Origin of the sequence: Pseudomonas sp. RL_105y_Pfl2_101 (assembly GCF_963970585.1) — a bacterium.
Taxonomy (GTDB): Bacteria; Pseudomonadota; Gammaproteobacteria; order Pseudomonadales; family Pseudomonadaceae; genus Aquipseudomonas.
In genome coordinates this window covers 11,918-37,414 of the sequence record NZ_CAXAPG010000011.1, presented here as the reverse complement: position 1 = coordinate 37,414, position 25,497 = coordinate 11,918, and the positions used below count along the sequence as shown (strand labels likewise).

Here is a 25,497-nt window from a genome sequence, read left to right as displayed (position 1 = left end):
CCCACAGGCGAACCACCCTAGGAGCAGAGAATTTAGAGTGAGGGCGCCTGCTGCCGTCGTTTCCACTGGCTCAGGCGCTGTTGCAGGTCAAGTGGGCTGTGGAGCTGCTGCTGACGGGCGCGGCTGAACAGGATCAGCGCCAGTTCCGCCGTGGCCAGGGCGTCGGCACTGGCGTTGTGGCGGTCGAAGACTTGCAGCTTGAACCAGTCGATCCACTCGTCCAGGCCGGATTTGCGCAGGTGGGCCTGGGGGCAAAGCATCGGGGCCAGGTCTGCCACGTCGAGGAACGGATGCTGCAGGCGATAGCCCAGGTAATCTTTCAAGGCGCGCCCGAGCATGTGGGAATCGAACGGTGCGTGAAAGGCCAGCAGCGGACTGTCGCCGACAAACTCCATGAACGCCAGTAGCGCCTCGGCCGGGTTGCTGCCAGCGGCGATGGCACTGGGCGCCAGGCCATGGATCAACACACTCGGCCCGAGTTTCTGCTTATCGCATTGCAAGGTGCGTTCGAACTGTTGGCTGAAGTCGATGGCGCCGTCTTCGATGACCACCGCACCGATGGACAGCACCTGGTCCTTGTTCAGGTTCAACCCGGTGGTTTCCAGGTCCAGCACGACCCAGCGTTGTTCCCGCAGGTCGCATTCACCCAAGGCTGAAGCCGCCGGCAGGCGTTCCAGGTGCTTTTGCATTTCTTCGGGCAACATGGGTTGGGCTGGGCGCAACCAGGAAAAAATGCTCACAACTGATACCTCAGCGTTAGGCTGCTTTGCAGACGTTGGGCCTGGCGCAGGGATTCGCGCAGGATGCGTCGGTCCAGATGGTTGAGGCTGTCAGGGTCTACGCGGTTGGAGTAGGGCAGGTTCTCGCGGGTTTGCAGTTGGTGTTGCTGCATGCGGGTTTGCTGGATGAAGTGATAGGCCTCTTCATAGGCTGCGCCATCGAGCGGTTCGATGACTTGTTTGTCGACCAATTGCCGCAAGCGTTCCAGGGTATTGTTGGCTTCGATGCCGTTGGCCAGCGCCAGCAGACGGGCGCCGTCGACGAAGGGCGTCAGGCCCTGCACCTTCAGGTCTAGGGTGGCCTTTTCGCCATTCTTGCGGCTCAGCACGAAATCCCTGAAGCGTCCCACGGGCGGGCGGTGGCGTAAGGCGTTTTCGGCCATCATGCGCTGGAACAAGCGGTTATCGGCCACTTGGTCGAGGAGATGCCGACGCAATTGATCGCAGCCTTGCTCATCGCCCCAGACCACCCGCAAGTCGAAATAGATGCTCGAGCCCAGCAGGTTTTCTGGCGTCGCTTCGCGGATGAATGCCGAAAAGCGGCGCGCCCATTCGGCGCGGGACAGGCACAGCTCGGGGTTGCCGGCCATGATGTTGCCCTTGCACAAGGTGAAACCGCACAAGGCCAGGTTCTGGTTGATCTGCTGGGCGATGGGCAGCAGCAGGCCACGAATCTGCGCGGCATGGGCGGCGTCCCGGGCTTCGAACAAAATGCCGTTGTCCTGGTCGGTGTGCAGGGTTTGTTCACGTCGGCCTTCACTGCCGAAGCACAGCCAACTGAACGGCACGCCTGGGTCACCCTTGTCGGCCAGGGTCAGCTCGATGACCCGGCACACAGTGTGATCGTTGAGCAGGGTGATGATGTGGGTGATCTGGGTCGACGACGCGCCGTGGGCCAGCATGCGCTCCACCAGTTGGCCGATCTCGCCGCGCAGGGCCACGAGGTTTTCCACTCTGGGCGCGTTGCGGATGGTTCGGGCCAGGTGCACCAGGTCGACGCGCTGCAAGGAAAATAGATCGCGCTCCGATACCACGCCACACAGGCGATGGTCCTTGACCAGGCAGACGTGGGCGATGTGCCGTTCGGTCATGGCGATGGCTGCGTCGAAGGCGCTGTGATCCGGCGAGAGAAAAAACGGCGCCTGGGTCATGTGCCCGACGATTGCCTGGGAAAAGTCCCCGGTACCATCGGCCACCACGTGCCGCAGGTCGCGCAGGGTGAAAATCCCCACCGGGGCTTTCTGCTCGTTCACCACCACGATGCTGCCGACCTGCTGCTCGTGCATCAGCTTGACGGCTTCGCGCAGCGGCATATCCGGGCTGCAACTGACCGGATGGCGCATCGCCAGTTCACCCAGTCGTGTATTGAGGGAGTACTGGGTCCCCAGGGTTTGTGCGGACTTTTGCTGGACCTGCTGATTGACCTGATCGAGCAAGCTGCTGACCCCACGCAGGGCGAAGTCGCGAAACGGGCCGGACAGGGCGAACAGCTTGATGAAGGCCTGCTTGTTCAATTGCAGGCAGAACGTGTCTTCGCCGGCCCGGTGTTCGGTGCGTGTGGCCCGTTCGCCCAGCAGTGCGGCGAGGGGGAAACATTCGCCGGTGGTGATCTCGAAGGTGGTCTCTGTACCCCCCTTGGCCGTATGCGGACGTTCGCCTACCACCCGGCCTTGCTTGACGATGTAGAAGTGTTCCACCAGGCCGTCGGCCGGTTTGATGATGGTGTCGCCCGGCGCATAAAAGCGCAGCAGGCATTGCTCCACCAGATAGGCCAGATGAGCGTTTTCCATCTGGTTGAATGGGGGAAAGCGCTGGAGAAACTGCAGTGTCCCCTGGATGTTTTGCAACACCGCGGTTTTCCCTGCCTGGGTGAAGGCGTCCGCTTTTTTCATAACCATTGCGCAGTCTTTTTTGATTGTTTGTGGTCGGATCCGTTATTGCATGGTCGGCCCCTCAGCGTGGGGTGCCCATTGGACGTAAGTCTAGGTCGCTGAATAGGGGTGGGCTTACGGAAAAAGGCTACGCTAGGTGGCAGAAAAGTCTTCATTAATGTTCTTGGTAAAAAATCCGACGAAGTGCACATTGAAGCGCAGCAGAACGATGTCTGACCACTGTGCCAGGGGATTGATTTAAAGAACGTAGAGAGCACCATGTCCGACCACGATATTTTGAGTGACGCCGAGCGCGAGGCGCTGAGTGCCGCCATGCTGGAACCTGACCTGCCGCCGCAGCGCGTCTTGATCGTCGATGACGACAAGGACGCTCGTGAGCTGCTGTCGGAGATCCTGGCGTTGGACGGGATTCGCTGCATGACCGCTGCCAGTGGTGAAACGGCACTCAAGATGCTGGAAACCAAGCCATCGATCGGCCTGTTGATCACCGACCTGCGGATGCGCAACGTCGATGGCCTGGAACTGGTTCGCCTGGTGCGCGAGTCCGAGCGGGCGGCGTTGCCGATCATCATCGTGTCGGGTGATGCCGACGTGAAGGACGCCATTGAAGCCATGCGCCTGAGCGTGGTGGACTTTTTGCTTAAGCCGATCGATACCGACAAGCTGTTGGGGTTGGTCAAGCGTGAGTTGGGGATGGAGCTTTAAGATCATCTGTGGGAGCAAGCCTTGCTCCCACAGATGAATACCGTCGCCATAAAAGCGCTATGAAAGCGGTCGAGTACTGGAAAATGAAAAAACCCTGATCTTTCGATCAGGGCTTTTTTTTGTGCCGCTGTTTACCGCTCAATCACAACCCATTGGCGGTCTTGAACTCGCGCCGACGGCGGTGCAGTACCGGCTCGGTGTAGCCGTTAGGCTGCTTCGTGCCTTCGATCACCAGCTCGACTGCCGCTTGAAAGGCGATGTTGCGGTCGAAGTCTGGTGCCAGCGGACGGTATAGCGGGTCGCTGGCGTTCTGGCGGTCGACCACCGGCGCCATGCGCTTGAGGCTTTCCATCACCTGGTCCTGGGTGACGATGCCGTGGCGCAGCCAGTTGGCAATGTGCTGGCTGGAGATACGCAGCGTCGCACGGTCTTCCATCAGGCCGATGTCGTTGATGTCCGGCACCTTGGAGCAGCCGACACCCTGGTCGATCCAGCGCACCACGTAGCCAAGGATGCCCTGGGCATTGTTGTCCAGTTCGTTCTTGATTTGCTCCGGTGTCCAGTTCGGGTTGACGGCCAGTGGGATGGTCAGGATGTCGTCCACCGATGCGCGAGCGCGTTTGGCCAGTTCGGCTTGGCGAGCGAACACGTCGACCTTGTGGTAATGCAGCGCGTGCAGGGCCGCGGCGGTCGGCGAGGGCACCCATGCGGTGTTGGCGCCGGCCAGCGGATGAGCGATTTTCTGTTCGAGCATCGCCGCCATCAGGTCCGGCATCGCCCACATGCCTTTGCCGATTTGTGCGCGACCTTGCAGGCCGGTGCTCAAACCGATGTCGACGTTCCAGTTCTCATACGCGCCGATCCACTTCTCGGCTTTCATGTCGGCCTTGCGCACCATCGGGCCGGCTTCCATGGAGGTGTGGATTTCATCGCCGGTACGGTCGAGGAAACCGGTGTTGATGAACACCACGCGCTCGCTGGCGGCCTTGATGCAGGCCTTGAGGTTGACCGTGGTACGACGCTCCTCGTCCATGATCCCGACCTTGAGGGTGTTGCGCGGCAGGTTCAGCACGTCCTCGACGCGACCGAACAGCTCGTTGGTGAACGCGGCTTCTTCCGGGCCGTGCATCTTCGGCTTGACGATGTACACCGAGCCGGTGCGGCTGTTGCGACGGCTGGTGTTGCCGTTGAGGCTGTGGGTCGCGGCCAGGCTGGTGATCAGACCGTCGAGAATGCCTTCTGGCACTTCGTTGCCATGCTTGTCCAGGATCGCGTCGATGGTCATCAGGTGGCCGACGTTACGCACGAACAACAGCGAGCGGCCGTGCAGGGTCACGCTCGAGCCGTCGACGGCGGTGTAGACACGGTCGGGGTTCATGGTGCGGGTGAAGGTCTGGCCACCCTTGGCGACTTCTTCAGCCAGGTCGCCTTTCATCAGGCCGAGCCAGTTGCGGTAGATCACCACTTTGTCGGCTGCATCGACGGCGGCGACCGAGTCTTCGCAGTCCATGATGGTGGTCAGCGCGGCCTCCATCAAGATGTCTTTGACGCCGGCGGCGTCGGTCTGGCCGACCGGGGTACTGGCATCGATCTGGATTTCGAAGTGCAGGCCATTGTGCTTCAACAGCACGGTGGTCGGTGCCGAGGCATCGCCCTGGAAGCCGATCAACTGGGCATCGTCACGCAGGCCGCTGTTGCTGCCGCCCTTGAGGGTGACCACCAGTTTGCCATCAACGATTTTGTAATTGGTGGAGTCGACATGGGAGCCGGCCGCCAGGGGCGTGGCTTCGTCGAGGAAGGCACGGGCGAAGGCGATGACCTTGTCGCCGCGGACCTTGTTGTAGCCTTTGCCTTTTTGCGCGCCATCGGCTTCGCTGATGGCATCGGTGCCGTACAGCGCGTCATACAGCGAACCCCAGCGGGCGTTCGATGCGTTGAGGGCGAAGCGGGCGTTCATCACCGGCACCACCAGCTGCGGGCCGGCCATGCGGGCGATTTCGTCATCGACGTTTTGGGTCGTGGCCTGGAAATCCGCCGCTTCTGGCAGCAGGTATCCAATGTCTTGCAGGAAGGCTTTGTAAGCCACGGCGTCGTGGGCCTGGCCGACACGGGCCTGGTGCCAGGCATCGATCCGCGCCTGGAAATCATCGCGTTTGGCGAGTAGGGCTTTGTTCTTCGGTGCCAGGTCGTGGATGACCTTGTCGGCGCCGGCCCAGAACGCGTCGGCGGTGAGGCCGGCTCCGGGAATGGCTTCGTTATTCACGAAGTCGAACAGGACTTTGGCGACCTGCAGGCCACCGACTTGAACGTATTCAGTCATTGCTTGCCTCACTCTGCTCAGCTATTTCGCTTTTCAGCTCTTCGATTTTGACAATGAAGCCTCGGGACATTTAAAGCACAAACCCCGGAACCAGTGCATGCCATCGCTGGCGGCTGGGTGGTAAGCCTTGCTGACGGGGCTTTTCAGGGATGCGACTGCGCCTTAAGCAGACATCGGTACAGCGTTATGTAGTGCTAGCTGCGGCATACTACATGATCAATTGCGGTTGTGAAAATTAGACTAATTGCGTCGTTCCGCGACCGACTAAAGTGTTACGGTCACGTCGAGACACGGGATGTTCTCAAAAAATAGATGAATTGTTCCATATAATTTTAGTGTTCGTACACAAATCACTGTGAGGAGGGAGCTTGCTCCCCTGTGGAGCTGCCGAAGGCTGCGATCTTTTGACCTTTCGCTTTAGACTCAATTGATAGGGACAAGATCGCAGCCTCGTTGCACTCGACAGCTCCTACGCAGCTCTTACACAGTCCAGCGGGAGTAAGCTCCCTCGCCACAAAAGCGCGAACGTGCTGATTGTCTCTCTTGCCTATACTGTCCCTTCCCCAACAAGAGGACTGCGCCATGGACCACCTCGTCATCACTGTTTTTGCCCCGGACAAGCCCGGGCAGGTCGAGCGCATTGCCGATTGCATCGCCGAACACGGCGGAAACTGGCTGGAAAGTCGCATGTCGCGCCTGGCTGGGCAGTTTGCCGGAATTCTGCGAATCAGCGCCCCGGCCGAGGTCCATGAGGAACTGATCGAAGCCTTGCAGGGGCTATCGACTCACGGCATCCGCGTGTTGATCGCTGAAAGCGCCCTTGAGGAGTCCTGCGCCTGGAAACCCATCACCATGGAGCTGGTGGGCAACGACCGTCCCGGCATCGTGCGGGACATCACCCGGTTGTTGAGCGAGCAGGGCGTCAATGTCGAGCGTCTGGTGACCTACGTCCGGCCGGCGCCGATGAGCAGCGAGCTGCTGTTCCACGCCGAAGCGACTCTGGGGGTGCCGTTGACCTTGTCGCTGGAGACGTTGCAGGAACACCTGGAGACCCTGGCCGATGAGTTGATGGTGGAGCTCAAGCTCAGCGACGAAGCGTAATCAAGGTTATCCAAGGAAAAACGGCGCCTGCCTGTGGATAACCTGTAGAGACCCGGCTCCAGCCCAAGCCCGCCGGGGCTTAGCGGTTAATGATCAAAAAAGCACCAGTTTTCAAGGGCTTGTGCACAAACGGCGGGGATCACGCTGTGGATAACCTTGGGAAGGATACGTGCAGGCCACGGCAGGCGTGGCCTGGAGAACTTTGTGTGTTTTTTGATCAGTTGCGCCGACGCATGCTGATCATCGCATCGACGCTGTACACCGCCAGACCGGCCCAGATAAACAGGAACGCCACCAGCGTGCTGGACGACAGGTGCTCACCGAACAGCATCACGGCGAGCAACAGCACCAGTGTCGGCGCGATGTACTGGAGAAAACCGATGGTAGTGTAGGGCAAATGCCGTGTTGCGGCGTTGAAACACACCAACGGCACCAGCGTCACGGGGCCGGCCGCCACCAGCCACCAGGCTTCGGAGGTGGTCCAGAAGGCCGCCTGGGCACTGGTGGCCGTGGGATTGAACAGCAACCAGGCAATGGCGATCGGCACCAGCATCCAGGTTTCCACCACCAGCCCCGGCAACGCCTTGACCGGTGCCTGCTTGCGGATCAACCCATAGAAACCGAAGGTCAGCGCCAGTACCAGCGACACCCACGGCAGGCTGCCCACTTGCCAGACCTGCTGCGCCACACCGACCGCCGCCAATCCCACCGCCAGCCATTGCATGCGGCGCAGGCGCTCGCCCAACAGCAACAGGCCCAGCAATACGTTCACCAGCGGGTTGATGTAGTAACCCAGGCTGGCTTCGAGCATGCGGCCGTGGTTCACCGCCCAGACGTAGGTCAGCCAGTTGGCTGCGATCAGGGTCCCGCTCAGGGCGAGGATCGCCAGGCGCTGTGGATTGTCCCGCAGTTCACGCCACCAGCCCGGGTGCTTCCAGACCATCAGCAACGCCGCGCCGAACAAGGCCGACCACAGCACCCGGTGGATGATGATCTCCACCGACGGGACGCTGGCGATGGCCTTGAAGTAGATCGGGAACAGACCCCAGATGATGTAGGCACTCAGGCCCAGGATGTACCCGCGACGTGGGTTGGCGGCTTGCATGCAGAATCCTTGCTTAGGCAGCTAACAGAAGGGTGATTGTAAGGAGATTTGTCTGGTTGTGCTGTGAGTATTGTGCACAATCACCGCAGATCCCACAGGGTGGTTCTGCGGTACATCAGAACAGCTTCAACGGCTCTTCATTGAGCGCCGCCAATTGCTCGCGCAACGCCAGCACCTGGTCGCCCCAGTAGCGTTCGCTGCCGAACCACGGGAAGCTACGGGGGAAGGCCGGGTCGTCCCAGCGTCGCGCCAGCCAGGCGCTGTAGTGCATCAGACGCAAGGCCCGCAGTGGTTCGATCAGCGCCAATTCCCGCGGGTCGAAGTCGTGGAACTCACGGTAGCCGTCCATCAGTTCCGACAATTGCCCCAGGCATTCCTGGCGATCGCCGGCGAGCATCATCCACAAGTCCTGCACCGCTGGGCCCATGCGACAGTCGTCGAGGTCGACGATGTGGAACACCTCGTCGCGGCACATCATGTTGCCCGGGTGGCAATCGCCGTGCATGCGGATGTTCTGGTGGGGCGTGGCGGCGTAGACCTCTTCAACGCGCTTGAGCAGGTCCCGGGCGACCGACTCGTAGGCCGGCAGCAGGCTACGCGGGACAAAGCCGCTTGCCAGCACGGTGGCCAGTGAATCGTGGCCGAAGTTCTTCACGCCCAGGGCTTCACGGTGTTCGAACGGGCGGGTCGCACCGACCGCGTGCAGGCGCCCGAGCAATTGTCCCAGGCGATAGAGTTGATCGAGGTTACCCGGCTCCGGTGCACGGCCGCCGCGACGGGGGAACAGGGTGAAACGAAACCCGGCGTGTTCGTGCAGGCTGGTGCCGTTGTGGATCAGTGGTGCGACGACGGGCACTTCGTATTCGGCCAGTTCAAAGGTAAAGCTGTGCTCTTCCAGGATCGCTTCGTTGGTCCAGCGCTGAGGGCGATAGAACTTGGCAATCAGCGGCTCGGAATCTTCGATGCCCACCTGGTAGACGCGGTTCTCGTAGCTGTTGAGGGCCAACACGCGGGCGTCGCTGAGGAATCCGATGCTTTCAACGGCATCGAGCACCAGGTCGGGCGTGAGGGTTTCAAACGGATGGGACATGCTGACTCCTGCGCAGCGGCAGGGCTGCCGCGTCCGGCCCAGCATGGTAGCGCAGACAGAGGCAGATAGGTGGTGGCTGTTGAGACCATCGCGAGCAAGATGACCCGAGCCCTGTGGAAGCGGGCTTGCTCGCGATGAGGCCTACTCAGGCGCCGATCACCCCGCCATCTTCCCGGGTAATCACCATCACCGAGGACCGTGGCTTGCCGTTGGGCAAGTGCTCAGGAAAGGTCGAGCCGCCGTTTTCCCCAGGATGCTGGATCCCGACGAACAAGGCCTTCTGGTCCGGGGCAAAACTGATCCCGGTCACTTCGCAGCCCACCGGCCCGACCATGAAACGGCGAATTTCACCACTGTTAGGGTCGGCGCAGAGCATCTGGTTGTTGCCCATGCCGGCAAAGTCCCCGGCGTTGCTGGAGTCACCGTCGGTGAGGATCCACAGCCGGCCGGCTTTGTCGAAGCCCAGGCCGTCGGGGCTGTTGAACATGTTCTGCGCATTGATGTTGGACGAACCGGCTTTCGGCGTGCCGGCGTGTACCGTCGGGTTGCCGGCGACCACGAACAAGTCCCAGTCGAAGGACTTGGACGCGTGGTCGTCGCGGTCGGTGCGCCAGCGCAGGATCTGCCCGTAGACGTTCTTGGCCCGAGGGTTCGGCCCATCCACCGGTTGGCCGTCTTCGCCACGCTTGGCGTTGTTGGTCAGGGTGCAATAGACCTGGCCGTCTTTGGGGCTGACCACGATCCACTCAGGGCGGTCCATGCGGGTGGCGCCCACGGCACTGGCGGCCAGGCGCGCATGGATCAGCACTTCGGCCTGGTCGGCGAAACCGCTGCTGGCGTCGAGGCCGTTCTTGCCGTGGGTCAACTCGATCCACTGTCCCTTGCCTTTTGGGTGGTCCGGGTTGCCGTCGCCGGCATCGAAGCGCGCCACGTACAAGGTGCCATCGTCCAGTAGATGACGGTTGGCCTGGGCATTGCGCGGGTTGATGCGCTCGCGACTGACGAACTTGTAGATGAACTCACCGCGCTCATCATCGCCCATGTACACCACGGCACGACCGTCATTGGTTTGCGCCAGGGCGGCGTTTTCGTGTTTGAAACGGCCCAGGGCGGTGCGTTTCACGGGAGTGGATTGCGGATCGAACGGGTCGATTTCCACCACCCAGCCGTGGCGATTGAGTTCGTTGGGGTTCTTCGCCAGGTCGAAGCGCGGATCGTACAGGTGCCAGTTGATCTCGCGGCTGGTGACGGTCGCGCCATAGCGTTTTTGCGCTTCATCGAACTGCAAGTCGGACTTACTGCTGCCGAAGCAGTCGGTGAAGTTTTCTTCGCAGGTCAGGTAAGTGCCCCACGGCGTCATGCCGTTGGCGCAGTTCTGGAAAGTCCCCAGTACATTTTTGCCGCTCTGGTCGGCACTGGTTTTAAGCAGGTCGTGGCCGGCGGCCGGGCCGCGCAGGCGAATCGGCGTGTTGCCGTGGATCCTGCGGTTGTAGCGCGATTGCTGGACGAACTGCCATTGGCCGCGACGACGCTGGACCTCGATCACCGACACCCCTTCGCTGGCCTGGGCCTTGTGCACGTCTTCGGCCGACTGCGGCTGGCCGCCGTGGGGGAAGAGGTAGCGGTAGTTGGTGTATTCGTTGTTGATCGCCATCAGCGCCCGGTTATTGTCGCCGGGGAAGGGGAACAGGCTCATGCCGTCGTTGTTGTCGCCGAACTGCTCTTCCTGTGCGCGGGCGGTGCCGTTGCCACTGGGGTCGAAGGCCGGTGCTTTTTTCTGCAGTGGCTGGCCCCAGCTGATCAGCACCGAGGACTTGTAGCCTGGCGGCAACGTGATGGTGTCGGCCGTGGCGGCGGCGATGCTGTTGAAGCCCAGCAGGCGGCTGTTGCCTTCGCTCACGGCGGCGGCCAGGACGCTGCGGCTCAGCAGGTTGCCGCCCAGGAACATCGCCGCGCCGCACAGGGCGCCGGCGCTGATGAAGCTGCGCCGGCTCAGGCCGACGATCTTTTCCAGGTCGGTGGATTGGTTTTCTTCTAATAGGCTCATCTGAGGCTCCCTGCTGGTTTTGGCAGTCACCTTAGAGCGGGTCGATGAAACTATTGTTGCAACACGCTACAGCGGTGTGCCGAGCAGCACATTTGTCGCTGAAAACGTCACTTGCACCGGTGAGCCGGTTTCCAGATGCTGCTTGTGTAGCTCAAGCGGGTCGGCCAGGGCGCACAGCGTCTGGCCGTTGGGCAGGCCGATGCGCACTTCGCTGGGGCCGTCTTCGGCGGCGTCGACCTGTTCGATCAGGCCGCGCAGCGTATTGGTCCCCGGTTTTTCCGCTTGTTCGATGGGGTGCAATTGCAGCCAGCCAGCCTTGATCAGCGCCACCACGTCGGTGCCGACAGCCAGCTCCAGGCGCAGCGTGCTGTCATGGGTAATCTGGGCTTCGATGAGCAGGCCCCGGGCCAGCTCCAGGCGTACCCGGTCGTTGTGCCCCTGGGCCTCGATACTCAGGACCTTGCCATGCAATTGATTGCGGGCGCTGGTGCGCAGCATCAGGCGACTGAGCAGGCCCAGGTCGCCGGCATCCTCGCTTGCTTCCAGCAGTTGCGTCTGCAGCATTTGCAGGCGCAGATACAGGCGCAGCACGCGTTGACCTTCCTCCGACAACTTGGCGCCGCCACCGCCCTTGCCGCCGACACTGCGTTCCACCAACGGTTGGTCCGCCAGGTTGTTCAACTCATCGATGGCATCCCACGCCGCCTTGTAGCTCAGGCCCGCGCTCTTGGCTGCGCGGGTGATCGAACCTTGTTCGGCGATATGCTGCAACAGGGCGATGCGTTGCGGGCGCCGAACGATGTGCTGGGTCAGAAGCGTGGGCAAGGACATGGCGGAAACTGCGTGTAAAGGTCGATGAGCGGACGTTGGCGCCTTGGGCGTGGCGCGTCAAGCCGACTCTCCGGGTTTCGGCGTGCGAGCCAGGCAGTACACATCGACCCGCGCAGCGCCGGCATCGAGCAGCAGGGCGGCCAGTGCCTGAGCGGTGGCGCCAGTGGTGAGCACGTCGTCGACCAACGCCAAGTGACGGTTGCGCAACGATGCCTGGGGCGCGAGGGCAAAGGCCTGACGCAGGTTTCGCCGCCGGGCCCTGGCATCGAGAGCCTGTTGGGCGGGGGTGTCCTGGGTGCGTCGCAGCAGGTGTTCTTCGCATGGGATCGCCAGCGGCCCACTGAGCCAGCGGGCCAGCAACGCTGCCTGGTTGAAACCGCGCTGGCGCAAACGCCGGGCCGCCAGTGGCACCGGCACCAGCGCGTCGGGCCGCTCCAGCCCTTCGTCGAAATGGTGTTGCAGCGACTGCGCCAACAATTCGCCCAGCAGCCTGCCCAGGGGCCATTTCGCCTGATGCTTGAAACGGGTGATCAGACTGTCCATCGGGAAGTCGTAGGTCCAGGGCGCCAGGACCCGTTTGAAGGCCGGCGGTCGCGAGGCGCACTGTCCGCAACGCAGTCCGGCCATGGGCAGCGGCAAGGCGCAGACGCTGCATTGATCGCCGAGCCAGGGCAACTCGCTTTCACAGGGTGTGCAGATGGGTTGTGGCGTATCGGTGCTTTCGCCGCACAGCAGGCAGGGTTGTTTGTTTTTTAACCAGATGTAAACCGGTCCTTTGTATCGTGGTTGACAGCGCATGGCTCTTCCTTAAATATGCCGAACATCCGTGTCGCGCCTGTGGGTATTCCATGCCCCAGGCGCTAGCCAAGCATAATCAAGGAAATGCCCATGAGCGCCAGCACCACTGCCAACCTGCGTCATGACTGGTCTTTGGCCGAAGTCAAGGCACTCTTCGTCCAGCCATTCAATGACCTGCTGTTCCAGGCGCAGACCGTGCACCGCGCGCACTTCGACGCCAACCGCGTCCAGGTTTCCACGCTGCTGTCGATCAAGACCGGCGCGTGCCCGGAAGATTGCAAATATTGTCCGCAGTCCGGTCACTACAACACCGGGCTGGATAAAGAGAAATTGCTCGAAGTGCAGAAGGTCCTCGAAGAGGCCGCGCGCGCCAAGTCCATTGGTTCGACACGCTTCTGCATGGGGGCGGCCTGGAAGCACCCGTCGGCCAAGGACATGCCCTATGTGTTGGAAATGGTCAAAGGCGTGAAGGCCATGGGCCTGGAAACCTGCATGACCCTGGGCCGACTCGACCAGGAGCAGACCGAAGCGCTGGCCCAGGCCGGCCTGGACTACTACAACCACAACCTCGACACCTCGCCGGAGTTCTACGGCAGCATCATCACCACCCGCACCTACAGCGAGCGCCTGCAAACCCTGGCCTACGTGCGTGATTCGGGGATGAAGATCTGCTCCGGCGGCATCCTCGGCATGGGCGAATCCCTGGACGACCGCGCCAACTTGCTGATCCAACTGGCGAACCTGCCAGAGCACCCAGAATCGGTGCCGATCAACATGTTGGTCAAAGTTGCCGGCACGCCGTTGGAGAATGCCGAGGACGTCGATCCGTTCGATTTCATCCGTATGCTCGCCGTGGCGCGGATCATGATGCCCCAGTCCCATGTGCGCCTGTCCGCCGGCCGTGAAGCGATGAACGAGCAAATGCAGTCCCTGGCGTTCCTGGCCGGAGCGAACTCGATTTTCTACGGCGACAAGCTGTTGACCACCGCCAACCCGCAAGCCGACAAGGACATGCAGTTGTTCGCACGCCTGGGCATTCAGCCCGAAGCCGGCGAAGAACATGCCGACGAAGTGCATCAGGCGGCGATTGAACAGGCGCTGGTGGAGCAGAAGAGCAGCGAGCAGTTCTATAACGCCGCTGTTTGAGTTGACGCAAAACCCAGTGTGGGAGCGGGCTTTGTGGGAGCCAAGCCGGCTCCCACAGGGGATCTCATCCCGTCTTAAATCAGTGGTTCACCCCGAGGCCTGCATGCCCTTCGATCTCGCCGCACGCCTGGCTGCCCGTCGTGCCGACAACCTCTATCGCCAGCGCCCGCTGCTCGAAAGCCCGCAGGGCCCGGAAGTGGTGGTGGACGGCCAGCCGTTGCTGGCGTTCTGCAACAACGATTACCTGGGCCTGGCCAATCACCCGCAAGTGATCGAAGCCTGGCGCGCCGGGGCGCTCCGTTGGGGGGTCGGGGGTGGCGCCTCCCATTTGGTGGTCGGCCACAGTGGCCCTCATCACGCCCTGGAAGAAGCCTTGGCCGACCTGACCGGCCGCCCGCGGGCGTTGTTGTTCACCACCGGTTACATGGCCAACCTCGGCGCCGTCACTGCGCTGGTGGGGCAGGGCGACACAGTGCTGGAAGACCGCCTCAATCATGCTTCGCTGCTCGACGCTGGGCGGTTGTCCGGTGCGCGTTTCAACCGGTACCTGCACAACGATGCCTCGAGTTTGGCCAGCCGTCTGGAGAAAGCCACCGGCAATACTCTGGTGGTCACCGACGGCGTGTTCAGCATGGACGGCGACATTGCCGACCTGCCGGCCCTGGCCCGTGAAGCCAAGGCCAAGGGCGCCTGGCTGATGGTCGACGATGCCCACGGTTTCGGTCCGCTGGGGGCCCATGGCGGCGGTATCGTCGAGCATTTTGGCCTGAGTCAGGATGACGTGCCGGTGCTGGTGGGCACTCTGGGCAAGGCCTTTGGCACCGCCGGGGCTTTTGTCGCCGGCAGTGAAGAATTGATCGAGAGCCTGATCCAATTCGCTCGCCCCTATATCTACACCACCAGTCAACCGCCGGCCCTGGCCTGCGCCACGCTCAAGAGCCTTGAACTGCTGCGCAGCGAGCATTGGCGGCGCGAGCACTTGCAGGTGCTGATTCGTCAGTTCCGCCAGGGCGCCGAGCAGATCGGCCTGCACTTGATGGACAGCTTCACGCCGATCCAGCCGATCCTGATTGGCGATGCGGGGCGGGCCATGCGCTTGTCGCAGATGCTGCGTGAGCGCGGGTTGATGGTCACGGCGATCCGCCCACCCACCGTACCGGCCGGCAGCGCCCGTTTGCGCGTGACCCTGACCGCCGCCCACAGCGAGGCCCAGGTGCAGCTATTGTTGAATGCACTGGCCGAGTGTTTTGCCCTATTGGGACCGGAGCCAAGCGATGCGTGATCGACTGATACTGCTGCCGGGCTGGGGGTTGGGCGTTTCACCACTGGAGCCGCTGGCGGCGGCATTGCAAGGGCTCGACGAACACTGGCGAGTGGAAATCGAACCGTTGCCGGCGTTGGTATCGAACGACCCCGATGAATGGCTCGAAGAGTTGGACGCCACCGTGCCTCAGGACGCCTGGCTGGGCGGTTGGTCCCTGGGCGGGATGCTGGCCGCGGCGCTGGCGGCGCATCGGGGTGAGCGCTGCCGCGGTCTGCTGACCCTGGCGAGCAATCCGTCCTTTGTCGCCCATGAGCAATGGCCGAGCGCGATGGACGGCCAGACCTTCGATGGCTTCCTCGCTGGCTGTGCGGCCGATCCACGCCAGACCCTCAAGCGCTTCAGTTTGTTGTGCGCCCAGGGCTGCAGTGATCCACGCGGGTTGTCGCGGTTGTTATTGGCCGGGGCGCCGAGTACATCGCCCGAGGTCTTGATGGCCGGGCTCGAACTGCTGGCTCAATTGGACACTCGCGCCGCATTGCAGCGCTTTGGTGGCCCGCAACTGCATCTGTTTGCCGGGCTCGATGCGCTGGTGCCGGCCGAGGCCGCGGGTGAATTGCTGGCCTTGCTGCCGGATGTCGAAATCGGTCTGATCGAACAGGCCGGCCACGGATTCCTTCTGGAGGACCCGCACGGTGTAGCGGGGGCGATCCAGGCTTTTTTGCATGAGTCCGGCGATGACTGATCTGTCTCTTCCCCAATTGCCCGGTGCCTTGCCCGACAAGCGCCAGGTGGCGGCTTCGTTTTCCCGGGCGGCAACCAGCTATGACAGCGTGGCCGAACTGCAACGCGACGTGGGCCAACAGTTGCTCGGGCGCTTGCCGTCTTCGTTTGTCCCGCAACGTTGGCTGGACCTGGGTTGCGGCACCGGCTATTTCACCCGGGCCCTGGGCGCGCGTTTTGGCGTGACTTCCGGTCTGGCGTTGGACATCGCCGAGGGCATGCTCAACCATGCTCGTCCCCAAGGTGGCGCCGCGCATTTTGTCGCTGGCGACGCTGAGCGGTTGCCTTTGCAAGCGGCCAGCTGCGACCTGGTGTTCTCCAGCCTGGCGGTGCAGTGGTGTGCCGATTTTACCGCGGTGCTGAGCGAGGCCCATCGTGTGTTGAAACCGGGCGGGGTGTTTGCCTTCACCAGCCTCTGCGTAGGCACACTGTACGAGTTGCGCGACAGTTGGCGTCAGGTGGATGGCTTGGTGCACGTCAACCGTTTTCGTGGGTTCGAGACGTATCAACACCTTTGCGCGGACAGCGGGCTGAATGTCGTCAGCCTTGAAAACCGTCCCCATGTGTTGCATTACCCCGACGTGCGCAGTCTGACTCACGAATTGAAGGCCTTGGGCGCCCACAATCTGAACCCCGGTCGCCCCGGCGGCTTGACCGGCAGGGCGCGGATCCTGGCGCTGGTTGAAGCCTATGAGCCGTTTCGTCAGGCGCAAGGGCTGCCGGCGACTTACCAGGTGGTCTACGCCGTTTTGGAGAAACCGCTATGAGCCTAGCCTATTTCATTACCGGCACTGACACCGACGTGGGCAAGACCACCGTCGCGGCGGGGCTGCTGCACGCCGCGCGCCAGGCCGGCATGAGCACCGCCGCCGGCAAGCCCTTGGCCTCCGGTTGTGAGGTCACGCCCAAGGGCCTGCGCAATGCCGATGCCCTGGCGCTGCTGGCCGAGTGCTCGGTGCCGCTTGAGTATGCCCAGGTCAATCCGCTGGCATTCGAGCCGGCCATCGCGCCGCACCTGGCCGCCCGGGAAGCCGGCGTGGCGCTGACGGTGCAGTCCTTGTTGGGGCCGATGCGTGAGGTGCTGGCCCTGGAGGCCGATTTCACCTTGATAGAGGGTGCGGGCGGCTGGCGCGTGCCGTTGGCCGATCAGGATAATCTTTCGGATCTGGCGATGGCTCTGGGCTTGCCGGTGATCCTGGTGGTGGGCGTGCGCCTGGGTTGTATCAGCCATGCGTTGCTGACCGCCGAGGCCATCGCCCGGGACGGCCTGCAACTGGCCGGTTGGGTGGCGAATATCATCGATCCCAAGACCTCGCGCCTGGAAGAAAATCTCGCCACCTTGGCCGAACGCCTCCCGGCGCCGTGTCTGGGGCGCGTGCCGAGGGTCAAAGGCATTACGGCCGATATCGTGGCTGAGCATCTGCACCTGGATTTGCTGGATTAATCATCCAAGGGAAGGTTTTTACTATGACAAGGCACTGTGCCATTAGTGTTTTTGTCGGGTCTTTTCCTTGGGGTTCTGATTCAATAGCCATTGTCGACCCTTCAAGAAGACGAGCCCTGCCATGGAAATCTCAGGAAACACCGCGTTCTATGCCGGTCTGAGCACGATTCAGACAGGGCAGAACCGTGTCGATCAGGCGGCCGGCCAGATTGCCAACACCACGATCGAGCGTTCGGTCACCAGCCAGTCGTCCGAAGTCCAGGTTGATCGCCTGCGGTCAGTGGATCGTAGCCAGCAGTCGGACCTGACCAGCAACATGGTCGAACTGTCCCAAGGCAAGTCCCAGGTGCAGTTGGGCGTGAACGTGGCCAAGGCATCCGACGAAATGCTCGGTACGTTGATCGATACCTTCGCCTGATCCTGCTCTTCAGATTTTCGAGAACGCCGCGATTATTCGCGGCGTTCTTGCCTCTAACGTCTTATTGCTCAACTAATATTTTCCTACGCACATCGCGGATTCTTCAGCGCGATGGATTTCCCGTGTCCGACATTTTTTTCGGCTGATGATGAACGGCAAAAGATCGGCGCTTGACAAGATTTGGGCGTAAACGTATGTTTCAAACAGCTGTTTGACCGCTACAACAAATCCACGCGGTCGTTCATTCCCGGTTACATCAGCAGAGGTTTATCGCTATGCCTGACTACAAGGCCCCCTTGCGTGATATTCGCTTCGTTCGTGACGAACTGCTTGGCTACGAAGCGCATTATCAGAGCCTTCCGGCTTGCCAGGATGCAACTCCGGACATGGTTGACGCCATTCTCGAAGAAGGCGCCAAGTTTTGTGAGCAGGTGCTGGCTCCGCTGAACCGCGTGGGCGACATCGAAGGTTGCACCTGGAGCGAGTCCGGCGTGAAGACCCCGACGGGTTTCAAGGAAGCCTACAAGCAATTCGTCGAAGGCGGCTGGCCAAGCCTGGCCCACGACGTCGAGCACGGTGGTCAAGGACTGCCGGAATCCCTGGGCCTAGCGGTCAGCGAGATGGTCGGTGAAGCCAACTGGTCGTGGGGCATGTACCCGGGCCTGTCTCATGGCGCGATGAACACGATTTCCGAGCACGGTACGCCCGAACAGCAAGAGGCCTACCTGACCAAGCTGGTTTCCGGCGAATGGACCGGCACCATGTGCCTGACCGAACCGCACTGCGGCACCGACCTGGGCATGCTGCGCACTAAGGCCGAGCCTCAGGCCGACGGTTCCTACAAAGTTTCCGGTACGAAGATCTTCATTTCGGCCGGCGAACACGACATGGCTGACAACATCGTCCACATCGTGCTGGCGCGCCTGCCGGACGCACCGGCTGGCACCAAGGGCATTTCGCTGTTCATCGTTCCAAAATTCCTGCCTAACGCGGACGGTTCCATCGGCCAGCGCAACGCGGTGAGCTGTGGTTCCCTGGAACACAAGATGGGCATCCACGGCAACGCCACTTGCGTGATGAACTTCGACGCGGCCACCGGTTTCCTGATCGGCCCGGCGAACAAAGGCCTGAACTGCATGTTCACCTTCATGAACACCGCACGCCTGGGCACCGCGCTGCAAGGCTTGGCCCACGCCGAGATCGGCTTCCAGGGCGGTCTGAAATATGCCCGTGATCGCCTGCAAATGCGTTCCCTGACCGGCCCGAAAGCGCCAGACAAGGCCGCCGACCCGATCATCGTGCACCCTGACGTGCGTCGCATGCTGCTGACCATGAAGGCTTTCGCCGAAGGTAACCGGGCGATGGTCTACTTCACCGCCAAGCAGGTCGACATCGTCAAGTACGGCGAGGATGAAGAAGAGAAGAAAAAAGCCGATGCGCTGCTGGCGTTCATGACGCCTATCGCCAAGGCTTTCATGACCGAAGTCGGCTTCGAATCGGCCAACCATGGCGTGCAGATCTATGGCGGCCACGGCTTCATCGCCGAGTGGGGCATGGAGCAGAACGTTCGCGACAGCCGTATCTCTATGCTGTACGAAGGCACCACCGGCATCCAGGCCCTCGATCTGCTGGGTCGTAAAGTGCTGATGACCCAGGGTGAGGCGCTCAAGGGTTTCACCAAGATCGTCCACAAGTTCTGCCAGGGCAACGAAGGCAACGAAGCGGTCAAGGAGTTCGTGGAACCCCTGGCTGCGCTGAACAAGGAATGGGGCGAGCTGACCATGAAAGTCGGTATGGCGGCCATGAAGGATCGCGAAGAAGTCGGCGCGGCGTCGGTGGACTACCTGATGTACTCCGGTTACGCCTGCCTGGCCTATTTCTGGGCCGACATGGCGCGCCTGGCGGCGGAAAAACTCGCAGCCGGCACCACTGAAGAAGCCTTCTACACTGCCAAGCTGCAGACCGCGCGTTTCTACTTCCAGCGCATCTTGCCGCGTACCCGTACCCACGTGGCAACCATGCTGTCGGGCGCCAACAACCTGATGGACATGAAGGAAGAGGACTTCGCGCTGGGCTACTAAGCCTAACGCGGTTCTTCCAAGCCGCTGTTTCTTCGGGAGCAGCGGCTTTTTCATGTCCGCCGTAAATCACCTTGTGGGAGCGGGCCCGCTCTCACAGGGGGATCTCTAAACATTTCGAAAAAACATTCATCCAACTCGACCCTAAGAAAACCGTCCCCTCTGCCGTTACAGCGATGGCAGTGTGACATCTGTCACGTCTCGCGTGCCTTACTGCTCCAGTTGCAGGCACAATGCCATCCTTGATCAGCCGGGTCGGAGCTTTACCCTTGCCGCGTTCTTCCGCTGTACGTCTAAGCCATTTCCTACCGTCATTGCTGTTGTTGCTAGCGGGGCTTGCAGCTGCCTACGTCAAGGATCTCAACGTTTTCTTCACCTCGCTGTTCAACGTCCTCCCGACACTGGTGTTATTGCTGGGCGGGGCGTATTGCGCGGTTTACCGACGTCAACGTGAGCTGTTTCTGATGGTCACGGTGTACATCGCCTATTTCTTGCTGGATACCCAGACTGACTTCTACCGCGATAACGGCAAGGTGCGCGAAGACGCGGCGGTGGTGTTCCATCTCGTTTGCCTGTTGCTGCCACTATTGTTCGGGCTGTTCGCCGCCTGGCAGGAGCGCACCCATCTGTTCCAGGACATGGTGGCGCGGTTCGCGGTGTTGTTGGTTTTTGGCAGTGTGGCGCTGGCCCTGGAGCAGAGTTTTCCCCAGGCCCTGCTGTTGTGGCTTTCTGAGATCCGCTGGCCGGCGTTGCACGGCGCCTGGATGAGCTTGATCCAATTGTCTTACCCAATGTTCGCCACCGCGTTCCTGCTGCTGGCCTGGCAATATTGGCGCAACCCCCGGCCACTGCATGCTGCGCAATTGGTGGGGGTGCTGGGGTTGTTCTGGATGCTGCCGAAAACCTTCATCCTGCCGTTCACCCTGAACATCATGTGCAGCCAGGTGATGCTGATGATCGCCGCGGCGGTTGCCCACGAGGCCTATCAAATGGCCTTCCGTGACGAGCTCACCGGCCTGCCCGGGCGTCGGGCGCTGAACGAACGCATGCAGCGCCTGGGTCGCAATTATGTGCTGGCGATGAGCGACGTGGACCACTTCAAGAAATTCAACGACACCCACGGCCACGATGTGGGTGACCAGGTCCTGCGCCTAGTGGCCAGCAAATTGTCGAAAATCGGCGGTGGCGGTAGGGCGTATCGCTATGGCGGTGAGGAATTTGCCCTGGTGTTCGCAGGCAAGACCATCGACGAGTGCATGCCCCATCTGGAAGTCATCCGTCAGTCCATCGAGACGTACGCCATCCAGCTGCGCAACCCCGACAGTCGTCCCCAGGACGATCAGCAAGGCCGCCAGCGCCGTTCCGGCGCCGGAACGTCCAGCGTCTCGGTGACGGTGAGCATCGGCGTCGCGGAGCGCGTTGAGCAACGCACGCCTGAAGAAGTGCTCAAGTCCGCCGACCAGGCGCTCTATAACGCCAAGGGCGCGGGGCGTAACTGTGTGATTGCCTTCGGGCAGAGCCGCCGCGGCGCGGTGCGCATGGAGGCTGCCGCGGGTTGAGTGATGACGGCGCATTCAGCGTCTGGACTGTGATTGTGGGCCTGGGTGGCCGGCAGTAGGTTGAAACGATCTGCTACCGGAGAAGACCACCATGCCCGAGTACAAAGCCCCGCTGCGCGACATGCGCTTTCTGATCGATCACGTCTTCGATTTCCATGGCCGCTATGCCGAGCTGGGCGCCAGCGATGCCAGCCCGGACATGGTCAGCGCGATTATCGAGGAAGGCGCCAGGTTCTGCGAGAACGTGCTGGCGCCGCTCAATCGCTCCGGTGACGAAGAAGGTTGTCATTTCGACAACGGCGTAGTCACCACACCGACAGGCTTCAAGCAGGCTTTCGCACAGTACGTGGAGGGCGGCTGGCATGGGCTGGCGGTGGACCCGGCGTATGGCGGCCAGGGCTTGCCCAGCTCCCTGGGCCTGGTCATCAGCGAGATGATCGGCTCCAGCAACACCTCCTGGGGCATGTACCCGGGCCTGACTCACGGCGCCATGTCGGCGATTCACGCCCACGGCACGGCAGAACAGAAACAGGCCTACCTGAGCAAACTCACCGCCGGCCAGTGGACCGGCACCATGTGCCTGACCGAAGCCCACTGCGGCACCGACCTGGGTATCATCAAAACCCGCGCCGTACCCCAGGCCGACGGCAGCTACGCGATCTCCGGCAGCAAGATCTTCATTTCCGCTGGCGAACACGACATGAGCGATAACATCATCCACTTGGTGCTGGCCAAGTTGCCAGATGCTCCCGCCGGGACCAAGGGCATCTCGCTGTTCATCGTGCCCAAGTTCCTGCCCGACGCCACGGGTGAGGCAGGGGCGCGCAATGGCGTTTCCTGCGGTTCGATCGAACACAAGATGGGCATCAAGGCATCGGCCACCTGCGTGCTCAATTTCGATGGGGCCAAGGGGTTCCTGATCGGCGAGCCGAACAAGGGCCTCAATTGCATGTTCACCATGATGAACCACGCCCGGCTCGGCACCGGCATGCAGGGCCTGTGCCTGGGCGAGGCGAGCTTCCAGGGCGCGATCAAGTACGCCAACGACCGTTTGCAGATGCGCTCGCTGACCGGCCCCAAGGTGCCGGAAAAGGCCGCCGACCCGATCATCGTCCATCCCGATGTGCGCAGAATGTTGCTGACCATGAAGGCCTTCAACGAAGGCAACCGGGCGCTGACGTATTTCACCGCGCAACTGCTCGATACCGCGCACCTGAGCCCGGACGAATCCGCCCGCCAGGAGGCCGATGACCTGTTGGCATTTCTCACCCCGATCTGCAAGGCCTTCATGACCGACACCGGGCTGGAAGTGACCAACCACGGCATGCAAGTGTTCGGCGGTCACGGCTTCATTCGCGAATGGGGCATGGAACAATTGGTGCGAGATTGTCGCATTGCGCCGATCTACGAGGGCACCAATGGCATCCAGGCCCTGGATTTGCTGGGGCGCAAAGTGCTGGGTAGCCAGGGCAAGTTGTTGCGAGGCTTCACCAAAATCGTCCACACCTTCTGCGCCGCGAACGCCGGGCATCCGCAGCTCAAGGAGTACGTCGCCCAACTGAACGGACTCAACCAGCAATGGGGTGAACTGACCACCCAGGTCGGTATGGCGGCCATGAAGAATCCCGATGAGGTGGGGGCCGCCTCCGTGGATTACCTGATGTACAGCGGCTACATCATCCTGGCCTACCTGTGGGTGCGCATGGCCTTGGTAGCCCAGGCGCAGCTTGACAGCGGCCACGGTGATGGGGATTTCTGTCAGGGTAAATTGGCGACGTGTGAGTTTTACTTCAAACGTCTGCTACCGCGCACGACCGCCCATCGGGCTGCCGTCGAGGCGGGGAGTGATTGCCTGATGAAGCTGCCGGCGGAGTTGTTTGCGCTTTGATTGAGGGTGAATGCCAACGATCGCAGGCTTCGTCAGATCCTACATGGAAATGCGTATTCCCCGTAGGAGCTGGCGAAGCCTGCGATTCTTGTTGGTGACTAAAAATAACAAAACAGTCATGGGTTGACCCTATGTGTCGCAAAAGTTGTTGAGGTACACTCAGGTCATTGCGAAAACCGTCTTTTACGAACCAACTGTTTAGATCCTGCGAGGTTTGCCATGGCTGACTACAAAGCGCCCCTGCGCGATATGCGCTTCGTCCTCAATGAAGTGTTCGAGGTCGCGAAACTCTGGGCCCAATTGCCGGCGCTGGCCGACACCGTGGATGCCGAAACGGTCGAAGCGATCCTTGAAGAAGCCGGCAAAGTCACCAGCAAAAGCATCGCGCCCCTCAACCGCTCCGCTGACGAAGAAGGTTGCCACTGGGCCGACGGCGCCGTCACCACGCCGGCAGGTTTCCCACAGGCCTACAAGACTTACGCTGAAGGCGGTTGGGTCGGTGTCGGGGGTGACCCGGTGTACGGCGGCATGGGCATGCCCAAGGCCGTGTCGGCCCAGGTCGAGGAAATGGTCAACTCCGCCAGCCTGTCCTTCGGTCTGTACCCGATGCTGACCGCCGGCGCTTGCCTGTCGATCAATGCCCATGCCAGCGAAGAACTGAAAGCGGCGTACCTACCGAACATGTACGCCGGCATCTGGGCCGGCTCCATGTGCCTGACCGAGCCTCACGCCGGTACGGACCTGGGGATCATTCGTACCAAGGCTGAGCCCCAGGCCGATGGTTCCTACAAGGTCAGCGGCACGAAGATTTTCATCACCGGCGGTGAACACGACCTCACCGAGAACATCATTCATCTGGTGCTGGCGAAACTGCCGGACGCGCCGGCAGGTCCCAAGGGCATCTCGCTGTTCCTGGTGCCCAAGTTCATGGTCAATGCCGACGGCAGCTTGGGCGCGCGCAATGCAGCCAACTGCGGCTCTATCGAACACAAGATGGGCATCCAGGCGTCCGCCACCTGCGTGATGAATTTCGACGAAGCCGTGGGTCATCTGGTAGGCGAGCCGAACAAGGGCCTGGCGGCGATGTTCACCATGATGAACTACGAGCGCCTGGGGGTTGGCATCCAAGGCCTGGCCTCCGGTGAGCGTTCCTACCAGAACGCCATCGAATATGCCCGTGACCGCCTGCAAAGTCGTTCGCCAACCGGTGCGCAGAACAAGGACAAGGTCGCTGACCCGATCATCGTCCACCCCGACGTGCGTCGGATGCTGCTGACCATGAAAGCCTCGAACGAAGGCGGTCGGGCCTTTTCTACCTACGTGGCGATGCAACTGGATACCGCCAAGTTCAGCGAAGACCCAACCACACGCAAGCGCGCCGAAGACCTGGTGGCGTTGCTGACACCGGTGGCGAAGGCCTTCCTGACCGACCTGGGCCTGGAAACCACCGTCCATGGTCAACAGGTGTTCGGCGGCCACGGTTACATTCGTGAATGGGGCCAGGAGCAACTGGTGCGCGATGTGCGTATCACCCAGATCTACGAAGGCACCAACGGTATCCAGGCGCTGGACCTGGTGGGGCGCAAGATCGTCGGCAGCGGCGGTGCGTTCTACAAGTTGTTCGCCGATGAAATCCGTCACTTCACGGCCACCGCGAACAGCGATCTGGCGGAGTTCATCAAGCCGTTGAACAGCGCTGTCGGCACGCTGGACGAATTGACCGACTGGCTGTTGGACCGGGCGAAAAGCAACCCGAACGAAATCGGCGCGGCGTCGGTGGAGTATCTCCAGGCGTTTGGCTACATCGCGTATGCCTACATGTGGGCACTGATGGCCAGGGCGGCCTTGGGCAAAGAAAACCAGGATGATTTCTACGCGAGCAAACTGGGCACGGCGCGATTCTATTTCGCCCGCCTGCTGCCGCGTATTCATTCCTTGAGCGCTTCGGTCAAGGCGGGCAGCGAGTCGCTGTTCCTGTTGGAATCCGGCCAGTTCTGAAATGATGACGATGTGTAAGCATTATCTTACACGTCGTGCTGGCGTTTTCCCTCTATCGACGGATTGGATCCAGGGCTAATCTAGCTTCCATGGATGTAGCGCAGGACGCGCAGAGTAACAACATGGATACGTAGGATTCTGCCAGGACGGCAGAGTGAAATGGATGTCAGGGAAACAGTCTGCAAAGCCCCGCTTCGGCGGGGCTTTCTTTTTGTGCGCGTTTTTTGTTCCTGTCAGGCACCCACCATCGGGGC

Annotated in this window: 20 protein-coding genes; 12 read left to right on the top strand and 8 right to left on the bottom strand. The window is 61.4% G+C overall.

Going from position 1 to position 25,497, the window contains the following annotated elements; genetic code table 11:
• Window positions 1–32 precede the first annotated feature (32 nt).
• Together AACY31_RS14580 and AACY31_RS14575 are read right to left on the bottom strand one after the other, a co-directional pair.
• A complete protein-coding gene (locus tag AACY31_RS14580) occupies window positions 33–740 on the bottom strand; it encodes a 3'-5' exonuclease (RefSeq protein ID WP_339477264.1) in 708 nt (235 codons plus the stop codon).
• Window positions 737–2,671 carry a putative nucleotidyltransferase substrate binding domain-containing protein gene (locus AACY31_RS14575; protein ID WP_339477673.1) on the bottom strand — a complete coding sequence of 645 codons (1,935 nt, stop codon included), beginning with the start codon at window positions 2,669–2,671 and terminating at the stop codon, window positions 737–739. The genes AACY31_RS14580 and AACY31_RS14575 overlap by 4 nt, the downstream gene beginning before the upstream one ends.
• 258 nt (window positions 2,672–2,929) lie before the next feature.
• Here AACY31_RS14575 and AACY31_RS14570 point away from each other — a divergent pair, with 258 nt between their 5' ends.
• On the top strand, window positions 2,930–3,376 hold the full coding sequence (locus AACY31_RS14570) for a response regulator (protein WP_339477261.1): 447 nt from the start codon (window positions 2,930–2,932) through the stop codon (window positions 3,374–3,376).
• A 142-nt stretch (window positions 3,377–3,518) separates the two neighbouring features.
• Here AACY31_RS14570 and AACY31_RS14565 read toward each other — a convergent pair whose 3' ends face one another.
• On the bottom strand, window positions 3,519–5,696 hold the full coding sequence (locus AACY31_RS14565; protein WP_339491547.1) for a malate synthase G: 2,178 nt from the start codon (window positions 5,694–5,696) through the stop codon (window positions 3,519–3,521).
• A 582-nt stretch (window positions 5,697–6,278) separates the two neighbouring features.
• Here AACY31_RS14565 and AACY31_RS14560 point away from each other — a divergent pair.
• Window positions 6,279–6,797 carry a glycine cleavage system protein R gene (locus tag AACY31_RS14560; RefSeq protein WP_339477257.1) on the top strand — a complete coding sequence of 173 codons (519 nt, stop codon included), beginning with the start codon at window positions 6,279–6,281 and terminating at the stop codon, window positions 6,795–6,797.
• A 217-nt stretch (window positions 6,798–7,014) separates the two neighbouring features.
• On the opposite strand, the gene rarD is transcribed toward AACY31_RS14560, so the two are convergent.
• The 5 genes from rarD to AACY31_RS14535 all read right to left on the bottom strand — a co-directional run bounded on the left by rarD (window position 7,015) and on the right by AACY31_RS14535 (window position 12,668).
• Window positions 7,015–7,902 carry an EamA family transporter RarD gene (gene rarD / locus AACY31_RS14555; protein WP_339477255.1) on the bottom strand — a complete coding sequence of 296 codons (888 nt, stop codon included), beginning with the start codon at window positions 7,900–7,902 and terminating at the stop codon, window positions 7,015–7,017.
• Between the two features lie 115 nt (window positions 7,903–8,017).
• Window positions 8,018–8,992, bottom strand: a complete 975-nt coding sequence (locus AACY31_RS14550) for a serine/threonine protein kinase (protein WP_003206247.1) — start codon at window positions 8,990–8,992, stop codon at window positions 8,018–8,020.
• A 145-nt stretch (window positions 8,993–9,137) separates the two neighbouring features.
• The gene (locus AACY31_RS14545) at window positions 9,138–11,039 is read right to left on the bottom strand and encodes a PhoX family protein (RefSeq protein WP_339477253.1); all 1,902 of its coding nucleotides are present in this window, start codon (window positions 11,037–11,039) and stop codon (window positions 9,138–9,140) included.
• 66 nt (window positions 11,040–11,105) lie between these two features.
• Window positions 11,106–11,870 carry a TOBE domain-containing protein gene (locus AACY31_RS14540; RefSeq protein WP_339477251.1) on the bottom strand — a complete coding sequence of 255 codons (765 nt, stop codon included), beginning with the start codon at window positions 11,868–11,870 and terminating at the stop codon, window positions 11,106–11,108.
• A 57-nt stretch (window positions 11,871–11,927) separates the two neighbouring features.
• A complete protein-coding gene (locus tag AACY31_RS14535; protein WP_339477250.1) occupies window positions 11,928–12,668 on the bottom strand; it encodes a ComF family protein in 741 nt (246 codons plus the stop codon).
• A gap of 90 nt (window positions 12,669–12,758) precedes the next feature.
• On the opposite strand from AACY31_RS14535, the gene bioB reads away from it, so the two are divergent.
• The 10 genes from bioB (at window position 12,759) to AACY31_RS14485 (ending at window position 25,243) form a co-directional block, all read left to right on the top strand.
• Entirely contained in the window at window positions 12,759–13,814 is a 1,056-nt protein-coding gene (gene bioB / locus AACY31_RS14530; protein ID WP_339504672.1) for a biotin synthase BioB, read from the top strand.
• A gap of 103 nt (window positions 13,815–13,917) precedes the next feature.
• A complete protein-coding gene (bioF, locus tag AACY31_RS14525) occupies window positions 13,918–15,096 on the top strand; it encodes an 8-amino-7-oxononanoate synthase (protein WP_339477245.1) in 1,179 nt (392 codons plus the stop codon).
• Window positions 15,089–15,820 carry an alpha/beta fold hydrolase gene (locus AACY31_RS14520; protein ID WP_339477243.1) on the top strand — a complete coding sequence of 244 codons (732 nt, stop codon included), beginning with the start codon at window positions 15,089–15,091 and terminating at the stop codon, window positions 15,818–15,820. Before bioF ends, AACY31_RS14520 begins: the two co-directional genes overlap by 8 nt.
• Window positions 15,813–16,625, top strand: a complete 813-nt coding sequence (gene bioC, locus AACY31_RS14515) for a malonyl-ACP O-methyltransferase BioC (RefSeq protein ID WP_339477241.1) — start codon at window positions 15,813–15,815, stop codon at window positions 16,623–16,625. Before AACY31_RS14520 ends, bioC begins: the two co-directional genes overlap by 8 nt.
• Entirely contained in the window at window positions 16,622–17,302 is a 681-nt protein-coding gene (gene bioD, locus AACY31_RS14510) for a dethiobiotin synthase (RefSeq protein WP_339477239.1), read from the top strand. The genes bioC and bioD overlap by 4 nt, the downstream gene beginning before the upstream one ends.
• 121 nt (window positions 17,303–17,423) lie before the next feature.
• Window positions 17,424–17,720, top strand: coding sequence for a pyrroloquinoline quinone biosynthesis protein PqqE (locus AACY31_RS14505; protein ID WP_339477236.1), 297 nt, complete (start codon window positions 17,424–17,426; stop codon window positions 17,718–17,720).
• A 275-nt stretch (window positions 17,721–17,995) separates the two neighbouring features.
• The gene (locus AACY31_RS14500) at window positions 17,996–19,801 is read left to right on the top strand and encodes a phenylacyl-CoA dehydrogenase (protein WP_339477233.1); all 1,806 of its coding nucleotides are present in this window, start codon (window positions 17,996–17,998) and stop codon (window positions 19,799–19,801) included.
• A 266-nt stretch (window positions 19,802–20,067) separates the two neighbouring features.
• Entirely contained in the window at window positions 20,068–21,357 is a 1,290-nt protein-coding gene (locus AACY31_RS14495; RefSeq protein WP_339477230.1) for a GGDEF domain-containing protein, read from the top strand.
• A gap of 91 nt (window positions 21,358–21,448) precedes the next feature.
• On the top strand, window positions 21,449–23,245 hold the full coding sequence (locus tag AACY31_RS14490) for an acyl-CoA dehydrogenase C-terminal domain-containing protein (RefSeq protein ID WP_339477227.1): 1,797 nt from the start codon (window positions 21,449–21,451) through the stop codon (window positions 23,243–23,245).
• 219 nt (window positions 23,246–23,464) lie between these two features.
• A complete protein-coding gene (locus AACY31_RS14485) occupies window positions 23,465–25,243 on the top strand; it encodes an acyl-CoA dehydrogenase C-terminal domain-containing protein (protein WP_339504669.1) in 1,779 nt (592 codons plus the stop codon).
• Window positions 25,244–25,497: the final 254 nt, after the last annotated feature.